We start from the raw sequence: 14322 nt of genomic DNA, 5'->3' as shown, positions 1-14322 counted from the left end.
GGAAGAAGGCGACCGCACGGCCGGTCTCCGCGACCGGGGGGCGTCGCGGGTGTCGCGGACGGGGGGGGCGCGCCGCGGGCGGTCGGGTTCGGGCGGGGTGCGCCGGCATGTCCGGGAGCGGTGGGGGTACCCGCGTACCCGGCCGGCGCCCGGCGGAGTGCGGAACCCCGTGCGGGGCGCGGAGACCGGTCCGGCGTTCCGGCCGCGGCCCGTCTGTGAGGAAGACCACCCCTCCGGTGCGAGGAGGGCCGTCCTCCCCCGGTGCGGGGGAGGACGGCCCCTCCGCGGCGCGGTTTCACCGCCGACGCCCCCGGGCTGCGGGCGCCTCCCGGTGCGGTGGCGCTTTTCCGTAGCCTCCGCCGAGGTTTTCGGCCGGGGGCCGCGACGGTGCGGGTCCCGGGGACCGGCCCGGTCCCGGGTGTTCGCCCGGCTTCCGGGCCGTGAGGCGCGTCCGACGCGCCGGGCGCTCGTGAACTGCGCCTTCCCCGGCGCGGGGAGGCCTTCACCCGTTCCGGTGGCATGCGGTGCGGGGTGTGCGGTGGTGTTCGACCAGGTGGAGCGGGGTCTTCCGCCTGCCGCTTCCCATGCCTTCCCAGAGGATCGAGCATGGTCGTTTCTGCGCGTGTAGTGCGGCTCTGACCTGCGGCTTTCGGTTTGAGCTGGGAGTCCTTGAGATTGCCGACGGTATCGATGAGTCTGTGACCGAAAGTCAGGCTGGCCCTACGAAAGAGGTAGAGCCAGCTATCCCTAGGCGGTCGAGCGGCTGACCAAGCCGCACGGCACTCTCGAACGGGGGTACGAGAGCATGGATGTCGGCGTCCTCTCCGGCATGGTGAACGAACTGGTTCGCGACCACCGGATACCCGGAGCCCAGCTGTCCCTGTACAGCGGCGGCACGCTGTGGGAGGTGTGCACCGGCGTCGAGCGGATCGGCTCCGACGTGCCGGTGTCCGTGAAGTCCCGCTTCGCCTACGGCTCGGTGAGCAAGGTCTTCACGGCCGCGCTCGTCATGCAGCTGGTCGAAGAGGGCGAGGTGGAACTCGACACTCCCGTCATGGAGGTCCTCGCGGACATCGCGGGGCACACGGCGGTGCCCGCGGACCACCCGATGCACGAGGTGACGCTCCGCCAGCTGCTGAGCCACACCGCCGGGCTCGTGTCCGACTACGAGGGAACCCCGCTGCGCTCCCCGTCCCTGCGCCGCTATTTCGAGTCCGTCGTACGCGAGGGGCACTTCGGCGTGCCCGGCACCGCCTTCTCCTACTCGAACACCGGCTACGCCGTGGCCGCGTACGTCATCGAGGTGCTCACCGGGCAGAGCTGGTGGGACTCGCTGGAGTCGTACCTGGCACACCCGACCGGGCTGGACCTCGCGTTCATCGAGGACCCGCGCCCGGGCCGCGGACCGGGCGCCGCCGTGAGCGGCCACGCCGTGAACGCGCGGACCGGCCGCACCGAGCCCGTGGACTTCTACTGCGAGTCGACGCTGGCCGCGGCCGGGGGCCTCGCGGGCAGCGCCACCGACCTGGTGCGCTTCGGCCGGGCGTTCCTCGGCGAGGGCCACGGGGCCCTGGACGCCGACATCGCCGACCCCGACGTGCTGGCGGTGATGGGCCACGCCGTGCCGGCCGCCGAGCCGTTCGGCCTGGCCGCGGGATGGGGCGCCGGCTGGGGCCTCTACCCCGCCGGGGAGAGCCTGTGGCTCGGCCACGACGGCACCCTCGACGGCGGCTCCTGCAACGTCCGCGTCGACCAGGCCAGCGGCACCGCCCTCGCCTTCACCACCAACTCCACCACCGGCCTGGCCGCCTGGTTCGACCTCGTCGGCGAGCTGGACCGCACCTTCGGCCTGCGTGTCGGCCACTACGAGCAGCCCGCTCCCGCGGGCCGTCCGTGCGACGAGGCCGCCGCGCTCGCCGGTGAGTTCGTCAACGGCGAGCTCGCCATCCGCGTGTTCCCCGAGGGGAACGGCGGCAAGCTGCGCCTGGACGCGGACAACGGCGTCTCCGGGACGCTCACCGTCGGCTCCGACCTCATCTTCAGCGTGCGGGCCGCGGACCAGGGCGACGTGCTGTTCAGCGGCCGCTTCCTCAGGTCCCGGAAGGGCCGCCCGGCCGACCTCATGCAGTACAACGGCCGGACCCTGCGCCGGGCGGGCGAAATCTGCCAGGCCGCCTGATCCCCGGCCACCGCCCTCTCCTCCTTCCCCCCACCCCCCGTTCTCCCTCGTGCCGCCGGCCGGGCCGGCGGCACGGCCCTGTCCTTCCCTCACGTGGAGCCGCGCCGGTGTGCGGTTCCACGGCTCGCGCCGGACCGATGCCGCGGCGCGTGCGGCTCTCGAAGGAGTAGCAACCGTGGTTTCTGCCCAGCACGCGGAGAGCCGGACGCTCCCGGCGCTGTTCGGTGCACAGGTGGCCCGACGACCCGACGCGACCGCGCTGGCGGCCGAATCCGGATCCATGAGCTACGCCGAGCTGGACGCGCGCGTGGCCAGGGCGGCCGCCGTGCTGCACGACCGGGGGGTGCGGCGCGGAACGCCGGTCGGCGTGTGCCTGGAGCGCGGCACCGCGCTGGTGGTGTCGATGCTCGCCGTCATGCGGGCGGGCGGCGTGTACGTGCCGCTGGACCCGGCCTACCCGGCGGAGCGGCTGCGCTACATGACCGACGACTCCGGGATCGGCCTGGTGATCACCCAGCCGTCCGTGGCCGGGCGGGTGCCGGACGGGCCGCGGCGGCTGCTCCTGGCGGACCTGGACGACGCGGTGCCGGCCGGCGCGCCCGCCGTGGAGCCGGGCCCCGACGACGCCGCGTACATGATCTACACCTCGGGCTCTACCGGCCGCCCCAAGGGCGTCGTCGTCACCCACCGCGGCATCGCCGACCTGGCCCGCACCCAGCGGGAGCGGATGGAGGTCACGCCCGACTCGCGGGTGCTCCAGTTCGCCTCGCCCAGCTTCGACGCGGCCGTCTTCGAGGTCACCAAGTCGCTGCTGAACGGCGCCGCCCTCGTCGTACCCGACCGCGGCGGGCTGGCCGGCGCCGAGCTGACCCGGGTCCTGAGGGACTTCGGGGTCACCCACGCGACACTGCCCCCCGCCGTGCTGCCCACCATGGACCCCGAGGACCTGCCGGGCCTCGCCGCCCTGATGGTGGCCGGCGAGGCGTGCCCCGGCGAACTGGTCGACCTGTGGTCGCGCGGCCGCCGCATGTACAACGGCTACGGGCCGACCGAGGCCACCGTCTGCGCCACCATGAGCGCCCCGATGAGCGGCGGCGGCACCCCGCCGCTCGGCACCCCGGTCGAGGGCACCGAGGTGTACGTCCTGGACGGGCGCCTGCAGCCCGTCCCGGCGGGCGCCACCGGTGAGCTGTACATCGCCGGCGAGGGACTGGCCCGGGGCTACCGGGGCCGCCCCGACCTGACGGCGGAACGCTTCGTCGCCGACCCGTACGGCGCGCCCGGCACCCGCATGTACCGCACCGGCGACCTGGTGCGGCGCACCGACGACGGCGGGCTGGAGTTCGCCGGCCGGGTCGACGACCAGGTCAAGCTGCGCGGCTTCCGCATCGAGCTCGGCGAGATCGAGGCCGCCGCCATGCGGCTGCCCGGCGTCGCCCACGCCGTCGCCCTGGTCCGGGAGGACCGCCCGGGCGACCGCCGCCTGGTGGCGTACGCCGTCCCGGACGACGCGGCCGACGCGCCCACGCCCTCCGCGGTCCGCGCCGCCCTGAGGCGCGAGCTGCCCGAGTACATGGTGCCGTCGGCCGTCGTCACGCTGGACGCGCTGCCGCTCACCGTCAACGGCAAGATCGACCGCGCCGCGCTGCCCGAACCGTCCCCCGGCCAACTGGTCGGGGAGTACGTCGCCCCCCGCGACGCCACCGAGGAGGCCGTCGCCGAGGTGTTCGCCGAGGTCCTCGGCGTGCCCCGGGTCGGCGTCCACGACGACTTCTTCGACCTCGGCGGCGACTCCATCCGCGCCGTCCACGCCCTGTCGCGCACCGAGGCGCGGCTGGGGGTCAAGGCCGCGCGGCGCGCCCTGTTCGCCCACCCCACCGTCGCCGAACTCGCCGCCGAGGGGCTGACCGCCGCCTCCACCGACGACGGCATACCGCGCGCCGACCGCGACCGCCCGCTGCCGCTCTCCTCCGCCCAGCGCCGCCTGTGGTTCCTCGACCGCTACGAGGGCGGCTCCACCGAGTACTACACCGGCAGCGCCTACCGGCTGAGCGGCGCCCTCGACGTGCCGGCGCTGCGCACCGCCCTGCGCGGGCTGGTCGCCCGGCACGAGTCCCTGCGGACCACCTTCCACGAGGAGGACGGCCACCCGGTCCAGCGGGTGCACGCCCCCGGCGACGCCCCGCTCGCCCTCGACGAGGAGGACCTGTCGGCCCTGTCCGGCGCCGACCGCGAGGAGGCGCTGTCCGCGCTGCTGCTCGCCGAGGTGGAGAAGCCGTTCGACCTCACGGCCGGCCCGCTGCTGCGGACGGTGCTGGTGCGGTTCGCCGACGACGACCACGTCCTGGTCCTGAGCACCCACCACATCGTCAGCGACGGCTGGTCGCTGGACGTGCTGACCCGGGACCTCGCGGCGCTCTACCGGGCCGCGATCGACCCGCAGGCGGCCCCGCCGGCCGAACTCTCCGTGCAGTACGCCGACTTCGCCGCCTGGGAGCAGAACGGCTGGGACCGCGCCGCCGTCGCGGACCGCTTCGCCTACTGGGAGCGGCAGCTGGACGAGGTGCAGCCGCTCGCGCTGCCCACCGACCGGCCGCGCCCCGAGGTCCGCACCACCAGGGGAGCGGTGCACCGCTTCGAGCTGACCGCCGCCGAGACCGAGGCGCTGAAGGAGCTGGGCCGCGGCCGGGGCGCGACCCTCTTCATGACGCTCACCGCGATGACCCAGCTGCTGCTGGCGACCGCGTCCGGCACCCGCGACGTGGCCCTGGGCGTCGCCTCGGCGGGCCGGGAGCACCAGCAGACCGACGACCTGGTCGGCTTCTTCGTCAACCCCGTCGTCATCCGCTCCCGGCCGCGCACCACGGACACCGTGGCGTCCTTCCTCGACGACGTGCGCACCACCGTGCGGGACGCCTTCGACCACGAACTCCCCTTCGACCGGCTGGTCGAGGAGCTGGTCACCGAGCGCGACCCCGGCCGCACCCCGCTGTTCCAGGCCATGATGGTGCTCCAGAACACCCTTCCCCAGCGGGTCGAGCTGCCCGGCCTCGACGTTTCCGAGGTGCTGCTCCCGCGCACCCGCTCGCTGTTCGACCTGGTCGTGGAGTACGAGGAGCGCGACGGCGCGCTGCGGGTCGCCCTGGAGTACAACACCGAGCTGTTCGAAGAGGCGTCGGCCCGGCGCCTCGGCGAGCGGCTGCGCCGCCTCGTCGCCGCCGCCACCGCGCAGCCGCGGCTGCCCCTGGCCGCCCTCGACCTGCTGTCGCCCGACGAGCGGGACCGGCTCGCGCAGTGGTCCGGCGACGCCCCGCGGGGCACGGTGCCGGGCGTTCCCGAGCGGTTCGCCGAGATCGCCGCGAGGACGCCCGACGCGACCGCCCTCGTCGGCACCGCCGAGCAGCTCACCTACGCCGAGCTCGACTCCCGCACCGACGCCCTGGCCCGCCGCCTGCGCGCCGCGGGAGTGCGGGCCGAGGCGCCGGTCGTACTCGTCCTCGAACGCGGCGTGCAGGTCGTGGTCTCCATGCTCGCCGTGCTGCGCGCGGGCGGCGCCTACGCGCCGGCGCACTCCGGCCACCCCGTGGACCGGGTCCGGGCGCTGATCGAGCAGGCCGGAGCGGTCTGCGTGATCACCGACGAGGCGTCGAAGGACCGCGTCCCGCAGGACACCGGGCTGCCCCTGATCGTCCTCGACGAGGGCGGCAGGCCGACCTCCGAGGGCCCGGGCGAACCGCTCGACGGACCCGCCACGCACCACCCCGACCAGCTCGCCTACCTCATGTTCACGTCGGGGTCCACCGGCACCCCGAAGGGCGTCGGCGTCACCCACGACGACATCACCCGGCTCGCCCTCGACAGCCGCTGGCGCGACGGCCGCCACGAGCGGACGCTGTTCCACTCCTCGCACGCCTTCGACGCGGCGACCTTCGAGATCTGGGTGCCGCTGCTGAACGGCGGCAGCGTGGTCGTCGCCCCGCCGGAGCACCTCGACGCGGAGGCGTTCGGCGCGCTGGTCGACGCCCGGGGCGTGCAGTCCACGTTCGTCACCACCTCGCTGTTCAACCTCTACGCCAACCAGATGCCGGAGTGCTTCTCCGGGATGCGCGCGGTGATCACCGGCGGCGAGGCCGCGAACGTGCAGGCCGTCCGCCGGGTCGCCGACGCCTGCCCGGACTTGGTGATCTGCAACGGCTACGGACCCACCGAGACCACCACCTTCGCCACCGTCCACGCCTACGCGCCGAGCGAGCGCGAGGCGAAGACGCTGCCCATCGGCACCGCCCTCGACGACACCCGGCTGCTGGTCCTCGACGGGTTCCTGCGGCCGGTGCCGGCCGGGGTCACCGGCGAGCTGTACGTCGGCGGCGCCGGACTGGCCCGCGGCTACTGGGGACGCCCCGACCTGACCGCGGAGCGGTTCGTCGCCCACCCGACCGCGCCCGGGGAGCGCCTCTACCGCACCGGCGACCTGGTGCGCTGGACGCCCGCCGGCGAACTGGAGTACCTGGGCCGCGTCGACGCCCAGGTGAAGATCCGCGGCTTCCGCATCGAGCTCGGCGAGATCGAGGCCGCGCTGCTGCGGCTCCCGGAGATCGGCGAGGCGACGGTCGTCGTGCACGGCACCGAGGCCGGCGGCAAGCGGATCGTCGCCTACGTGGTGGCGGAGCGGGGTCTGGAGACCCCCTGGACCTCGACGGCTGCCGGGCCCGGCTGGGCGAGCGGCTCCCCGAGTACATGGTCCCGGCGGTCCTGATCCCGCTCGACGCCATGCCGCTGAACAGCAACGGCAAGGTCGACCGGCGCGCCCTGCCCGCCCCCGCCCCGGAGCTGACGGCCGGCACCGCGTACGTCGCGCCGCGCGACGAGGTGGAGCGGACGCTGGCGGGGGTGTTCGCGTCGGTGCTGGGTGTCGAGCGGGTCGGTGTGCACGACAACTTCTTCGACCTGGGCGGCGACTCGATCCTGAGCATCCAGCTCGTCTCCCGCGCCCGCAAGGAGGGACTGGAACTCACCTCCAAGGACGTCTTCGTCCGGCAGACCGTCGCCGGCCTGGCGACCGTGGCCGTCCCCACCGGCGCCGGGCGGACCCTCGCCGAGCAGGGTGTGGTGACGGGTGAGGTGGTGGTGACGCCGATCGTGGAGTGGTTCTTCGGTTCGCATCCGGTGGCGCCGCATCACTTCAACATGGCGGTGTTGTTGGAGGTGGGGGCCGGGTTCGACGCGGGTGTGCTGGCGGATGCGGTGGGGGTGTTGCTGGGGCAGCACGACATGTTGCGTCTGCGGGTGGTGGACGGGCGGTTGTCGGTGGCCGGTTTCGAGGATGCGGGCCGGGTGCTGGAGACGGTCGACGTGCGGGGTCTGTCCGGTGCTGCGCTGGATGTGGTGGTGCGGGAGCACTCGGTGCGGGTGCAGTCGTCGCTGGATCTGGTGGCGGGTCCGTTGGTGCGGGTGGTGTTCTTCGACGCCGGTGCGGACGGTGGGTCGCGGTTGTTGCTGGCGGCGCATCATCTGGTGGTGGACGGTGTGTCGTGGCGGGTGCTGCTGGAGGACCTGGACGCGGCGTGCCGCCGTGAGCCGCTGGGGCCGAAGACCACCTCCTTCCAGCAGTGGGCGCACCTGCTGACGACCGCCGCCGCCGAAGGCCGCTTCGACGCGGAGACGTCGTACTGGACCGAGGCCACCACGGGAGCCGGGGCGGAGATCCCGGTGGACGGTGGGGGCGGGAACCTGATGGGTGCCCAGCGGACGGTGCGTTCGGAGTTGTCGGCGGAGTTGACGCGTCGGTTGTTGCTGGACGTGCCGGGGGCGTACCGGACGCAGGTCAACGATGTGCTGTTGGCGGCGTTGGCGCGGGTGCTGTGCGGTTGGACGGGTGAGTCGCGGCTGCTGGTGGATCTTGAGGGCCATGGCCGTGAGGAGTTGTTCGGGGGGTGGACCTGTCGCGTACGGTGGGTTGGTTCACCACGATGTTCCCGGTCGCGCTTGAGGCCCGGGAGGGCTGGGACGCGCAGATCAAGCACACCAAGGAGCTGCTGCGGGCGATCCCCAACCGGGGCCTGGGCTACGGCGCGCTGCGTCATCTGCGCGGTGAGCTGGGCTCCGTGCCCGAGCCGAAGGTCAGCTTCAACTACCTCGGCCAGTTCGACACCTCGGCCGGCGAAGGCGGCCTGTACGAGTCGATCGAGCTGAACCCCGGCGGCGAGTACGCGCCGGGGGAGGAGCGGGCGCACCTGTTGGACGTGGTGGGCCGGGTGGTCGACGGGCGGCTGGTGTTCGACTGGGCGTACGCCGAGGGCGTGCACGAGGGGTCGACGGTCGCGGGTCTGGCGGAGCGGTTCCTGACCGAGCTGACGGAGCTGATCGGGCACTGCGTGGCGGAGGGCACCGGCGGGGTCACCCCGTCGGACTTCCCGCTGGCGACGCTCACGCAGGCCGAGGTGGACCTGCTGGCCGGGGACGGGCGCGGGGTGGAGGACATCTATCCGCTCACCCCGATGCAGCAGGGCATGCTCTTCCACAGCCTGCTGGAACCCGACTCCTCCTCCTACTTCGAACAGCTCGTGTTCGTGCTCGACGGCGTCACCGACGTCCAGGGGCTCGCCCGCGCCTGGCAGCGGGTCGCGGACGCCACCCCCGTCCTGCGCACCTCCCTGGCCTGGGAGGACCTGGACGAGCCCGTCCAGCGGGTGCACCGCTCGGTCGCCTTCCCCGTGACCGTCGGGGACTGGCGGGACCTGTCGGAGGAGGGGCGGCGCGCGGCGCTGGAGGAGTTCACCGCGGAGGACGAGCGGCGGGGCGTCGACCTGACGGCGGCGCCGCTGTCGCGGGTGGCGCTGTTCCGGTTGTCGGAGACGCGGGTGCAGGTGGTGTGGACCTTCCACCACATCCTGCTGGACGGCTGGAGCCTGCCGCTGGTGATGGCCGACCTGTTCACCGCCTACCGCGGTGGGGAGCTGCCGGCCCGCCCGGCGTTCCGGGAGTACCACGCCTGGCTGGCCGAGCAGGACGCCCAGGCCGCCCACGCCTACTGGCGGGAGGTCCTGGCCGGCTACGACACCCCCGTACCCCTGCCCTACGACCGCACCCCCGACGACGTCCGCGCCGCACGCTCCACCGCCCGGCTCGTCGACGACCTCGGCACCGGACCGTCCGACGCGGTCCACGACTTCGCCAAGCGCCACCGGCTCACCGTCAACGCCGTGGTACAGGCGGCCTGGGCGCTGCTGCTGTCGGCCCACTCGGGCCAGACGGACCTGGTCTTCGGCGCGACCACCTCCGGCCGCCCCGCCGACCTGCCGGACGCCGAGTCGGCCGTCGGCATCTTCATCAACACCCTGCCGGTGCGCGTCCGCATCGACCCGGACCAGCGGGTCGCCGACTGGCTCCAGGGCATCCAGCTCCGGCAGACCGAAGCGCACGGCCACGACTACCTGCCGCTGGCCCGGATCCAGGCGGAGGCCGGCCTCCCCGCGGACACCACCCTCTTCGACAGCCTGGTGGTCTTCGAGAACTACCCCGTCGACGAGGACAGCGCCCGCGCCCACGGCCTGACCGTGGAGCCCGTGACCGCCAACGAGGCCACCAACTACCCGCTCACGCTGGTCGCCTACGACGGCGCCAGGATCGGCCTCCACCTGCGCTACGACCCGAACCACTTCGACGCGGACACCGCCCGGAGCCTCCTGGACCGGCTGGTCCACCTGCTGACCGCGCTCGTCGCCGAGCCCGGCCGTCGGGTCGCCGCCGTACCGCTGCTCACCCCGGCCGAGGAGCGGGCCGCCCTGGGCGGCCCCGCGCGGCGGACCGAAGCCGGTGGCACCATGGTCTCGCTCTTCGCCGAGCAGGCCGCACGGCACCCGGAGCGCGTCGCGCTCCTCGGGGAGCACGAGCAGTTGACCTTCGCCGAGCTCGACGCCCGCTCCGACCGGGTCGCCCGCGCGCTGCGCGCACAGGGCGTGCGGCGCGGCGAGTTCGTCGGCGTCTGCCTGGAACGCGGCCCGTCGCAGGTCGTGTCCTACCTGGGCGTGATGAAGGCCGGCGCGGCCTACCTGCCGATGGACCCGACGTACCCGCTCGACCGCCTCCAGTACATGGTCGACGACTCCGGCGTCCGCACCGTCGTCACCCAGCGCTCCCTCACCGGGACCGTCCCCGGCACCGAGCGGCAGCTCCTCCTGGACGAGCTGACCGGCCACACCGCGGCGGACGGCGCCGCGCTGCCCGAGCCCGGTCCCGACGACGCCGCGTACATGATCTACACCTCGGGCTCCACCGGCCGCCCCAAGGGCGTCGTGGTCGGCCACCGGGGCGTGGCCGACTTCGCCCGCACCCAGCTCCACCGGATGCGGGTCGCCCCGGACTCGCGCACCCTCCAGTTCGCCTCGCCGAGCTTCGACGCCGCGGTCTTCGAGATCACCGCCTCCCTGCTCAACGGTGCCACCCTCGTCACCCCTTCCCGCGACAAGCTCGCCGGTGAGGAACTCGTCGAGGTCATCCGGGACTTCGGGGTCACCCACGCCCTCCTGCCGCCCGCCGTCCTGCCCACCATGAACCCGCGGGAGGTGCCCGGCCTGGCCGTCCTGGCGACGGGCGGCGAGGCGCTGCCCGGCGAACTCGCCGACCGGTGGTCGCAGGGCCGCCGCCTGGTCAACGCCTACGGGCCGACCGAGACCACGGTGTGCGCCACCATGAGCGCCCCGCTGTCCGGCGCGGGCACCCCGCCGATCGGCACCGCGATCGAGGGCACCCGGGTGTACGTCCTGGACGCCTTCCTGCGGCCGGTGCCGGCCGGGGTCACCGGCGAGCTGTACATCGCCGGCGAGGGACTGGCCCGCGGCTACTGGGGACGCCCCGGCCTGACCGCGGAGCGGTTCGTCGCCGACCCGTACGGCGCACCCGGCGACCGCATGTACCGCAGCGGCGACCTGGTCCGCCGGCGCACCGACGGCGAGCTGGAGTTCGTCGGCCGCGCCGACAACCAGGTGAAGATCCGCGGTTTCCGCGTCGAGCTCGGCGAGATCGAGGCCGCGCTGCTCGCCCGGCCGGACGTCCGGCAGGCCGTGGTCGCGGTCCGCGAGGACCGGCCCGGGTCCAAGCGGCTCGTCGGCTACGTCGTCCCCGAGGACGGCGCCGCCCCGGACGCCGCCGAACTGCGCGCCGGCGTCGGCGAGGCCCTGCCCGCCCACATGGTTCCGGCGGCCGTCGTCACACTGGACGCACTCCCGCTCACCGCCAACGGCAAGATCGACACCAAGGCGCTGCCGGACCCCGTGTGGACCACGGAGGACGCCGCGTACGTCGCGCCGCGCGACGAGGTGGAGCGGACGCTGGCGGGGGTGTTCGCGTCGGTGCTGGGTGTCGAGCGGGTCGGTGTGCACGACAACTTCTTCGACCTGGGCGGCGACTCGATCCTGAGCATCCAGCTCGTCTCCCGCGCCCGCCGCGAGGGCGTCCACCTCACCTCGAAGGACGTCTTCGCCCACCAGACCGTCGCGGGCCTCGCCGCGGCCGCCGCCCCCGGAGAGGGCGCGGTACCGGCCGCCGAGCAGGGTGTGGTGACGGGTGAGGTGGTGGTGACGCCGATCGTGGAGTGGTTCTTCGGTTCGCATCCGGTGGCGCCGCATCACTTCAACATGGCGGTGCTGTTGGAGGTGGGGGCCGGGTTCGACGCGGGTGTGCTGGCGGATGCGGTGGGGGTGTTGCTGGGGCAGCACGACATGTTGCGTCTGCGGGTGGTGGACGGGCGGTTGTCGGTGGCCGGTTTCGAGGATGCGGGCCGGGTGCTGGAGACGGTCGACGTGCGGGGTCTGTCCGGTGCTGCGCTGGATGCGGTGGTGCGGGAGCACTCGGTGCGGGTGCAGTCGTCGCTGGATCTGGTGGCGGGTCCGTTGGTGCGGGTGGTGTTCTTCGACGCCGGTGCGGACGGTGGGTCGCGGTTGTTGCTGGCGGCGCATCATCTGGTGGTGGACGGTGTGTCGTGGCGGGTGCTGCTGGAGGACCTGGACGCGGCGTGCCGCCGTGAGCCGCTGGGACCGAAGACCACCTCCTTCCAGCAGTGGGCGGCACGACTCGCCGAGCACACCGAACAGGGCGGCTTCGACGCCGAACTGCCCTACTGGACCGCCCTGACCGAAGGCGTCCCCTCCGACGTCCCGGTGGACGGTGGGGGCGGGAACCTGATGGGTGCCCAGCGGACGGTGCGTTCGGAGTTGTCGGCGGAGTTGACGCGTCGGTTGTTGCTGGACGTGCCGGGGGCGTACCGGACGCAGGTCAACGATGTGCTGTTGGCGGCGTTGGCGCGGGTGCTGTGCGGTTGGACGGGTGAGTCGCGGCTGCTGGTGGATCTTGAGGGCCATGGCCGTGAGGAGTTGTTCGGGGGGGTGGACCTGTCGCGTACGGTGGGTTGGTTCACCACGATGTTCCCGGTCGCGCTTGAGGCCCGGGAGGGCTGGGACGCGCAGATCAAGCACACCAAGGAGCTGCTGCGGGCGATCCCCAACCGGGGCCTGGGCTACGGCGCGCTGCGTCATCTGCGCGGTGAGCTGGGCTCCGTGCCCGAGCCGAAGGTCAGCTTCAACTACCTCGGCCAGTTCGACACCTCGGCCGGCGAAGGCGGCCTCTTCGGCACCTCGTCCCTCGAACCCGGCGGCGAGTACGCGCCGGGGGAGGAGCGGGCGCACCTGTTGGACGTGGTGGGCCGGGTGGTCGACGGGCGGCTGGTGTTCGACTGGGCGTACGCCGAGGGCGTGCACGAGGGGTCGACGGTCGCGGGTCTGGCGGAGCGGTTCCTGACCGAGCTGACGGAGCTGATCGGGCACTGCGTGGCGGAGGGCACCGGCGGGGTCACCCCGTCGGACTTCCCGCTGGCGACGCTCACGCAGGCCGAGGTGGACCTGCTGGCCGGGGACGGGCGCGGGGTGGAGGACATCTATCCGCTCACCCCGATGCAGCAGGGCATGCTCTTCCACAGCCTGCTGGAACCCGACTCCTCCTCCTACTTCGAGCAGACCCTCCTCGTCCTCGACGGCGTCACCGACGTCGAGGCCCTCGCCCGCGCCTGGCAGCAGGTCGTGGACGCCACCCCCGTGCTCCGTACGACGCTGGCTTGGCAGGGCATCGCCGAACCGGTGCAGATCGTCCGGCGCGAAGCCGTCCTGCCCGTGACCGTCGGGGACTGGCGGGACCTGTCGGAGGAGGGGCGGCGCGCGGCGCTGGAGGAGTTCACCGCGGAGGACGAGCGGCGGGGCGTCGACCTGACGGCGGCGCCGCTGTCGCGGGTGGCGCTGTTCCGGTTGTCGGAGACGCGAGTGCAGGTGGTGTGGACCTTCCACCACATCCTGCTGGACGGCTGGAGCCTGCCGCTGGTGATGGCCGACCTGTTCACCGCCTACCGCGGTGGGGAGCTGCCGGCCCGCCCGGCGTTCCGGGAGTACCACGCCTGGCTGGCCGAGCAGGACGCCCAGGCCGCCCACGCCTACTGGCGGGAGGTCCTGGCCGGCTACGACACCCCCGTACCCCTGCCCTACGACCGCACCCCCGACGACGTCCGCGCCGCACGCTCCACCGAGCGCCGGGAACTCGACCTCCCGGACGGGCTGTCGGACGCGGTGCTCGACTTCGCCAAGCGCCACCGGCTCACCGTCAACACGGTCGTCCAGGGCGCCTGGGCGCTGCTGCTGTCGGCGTACTCCGGCCGCACCGACCTGGTCTTCGGCGCGACCACCTCCGGCCGCCCCGCCGACCTGCCGGACATCGAGTCGGCCGTCGGCATCTTCATCAACACCCTGCCGGTGCGCGTCCACGTCGACCCGGGGCGGAACGTCGCCGACTGGCTCCGGGACATCCAGCTCCGGCAGACCGAGTCCCGGCGCCACGACTACCTCTCCCTGGCCCGGATCCAGGCGGAGGCCGGCCTCCCCCGCGGACACCACCCTCTTCGACAGCCTGGTGGTCTTCGAGAACTACCCCGTCGACGAGGACAGCGCCCGCGCCCACGGCCTGACCGTGGAGCCCGTGACCGCCAACGAGGCCACCAACTACCCGCTCACGCTCAGCGCCTACTCCGGCGACCGGGTCCGGGTGGTCCTCGGCTACGAGCCGAAGCACTTCGACGAGCCGACCGTCCGCGGCCTGCTGGACCA

The 14322-nt window shown here is 73.6% G+C and carries 2 protein-coding genes and 2 pseudogenes; all 4 read left to right on the top strand.

The window, feature by feature from the left end; all coding sequences use genetic code 11:
• Positions 1 to 805: 805 nt before the first annotated feature.
• Positions 806 to 2179 (top strand): serine hydrolase domain-containing protein, encoded by a 1374-nt coding sequence (locus LUW75_RS03785; RefSeq protein WP_250334363.1) that lies wholly within the window; start codon positions 806 to 808, stop codon positions 2177 to 2179.
• A 175-nt stretch (positions 2180 to 2354) separates the two neighbouring features.
• Positions 2355 to 6935: a non-ribosomal peptide synthetase gene (locus LUW75_RS03780; protein WP_250334362.1), complete on the top strand. Its 4581-nt coding sequence runs from the start codon at positions 2355 to 2357 to the stop codon at positions 6933 to 6935.
• A pseudogene (locus tag LUW75_RS24260) lies at positions 6917 to 8089 on the top strand (condensation domain-containing protein); the annotation flags it as partial. The gene LUW75_RS03780 and the pseudogene LUW75_RS24260, both read left to right, overlap by 19 nt.
• A 59-nt stretch (positions 8090 to 8148) precedes the next feature.
• Positions 8149 to 14320 (top strand): annotated as a pseudogene (locus LUW75_RS03775) (amino acid adenylation domain-containing protein); the annotation flags it as partial.
• Positions 14321 to 14322 lie beyond the last annotated feature (2 nt).

It is taken from the genome of Streptomyces sp. MRC013 (genome assembly GCF_023614235.1).
Lineage (GTDB): Bacteria > Actinomycetota > Actinomycetes > Streptomycetales > Streptomycetaceae > Streptomyces.
The sequence above is the reverse complement of the archived record's forward strand: the minus strand, read 5'-3'. Positions and strand labels throughout refer to the sequence as shown.

Excerpts from the sequence above, each read along its gene's own strand:
- LUW75_RS03785 (WP_250334363.1), top strand. The coding sequence starts at position 806 with ATGGATGTCGGCGTCCTCTCCGGCATGGTGAACGAACTGGTTCGCGAC.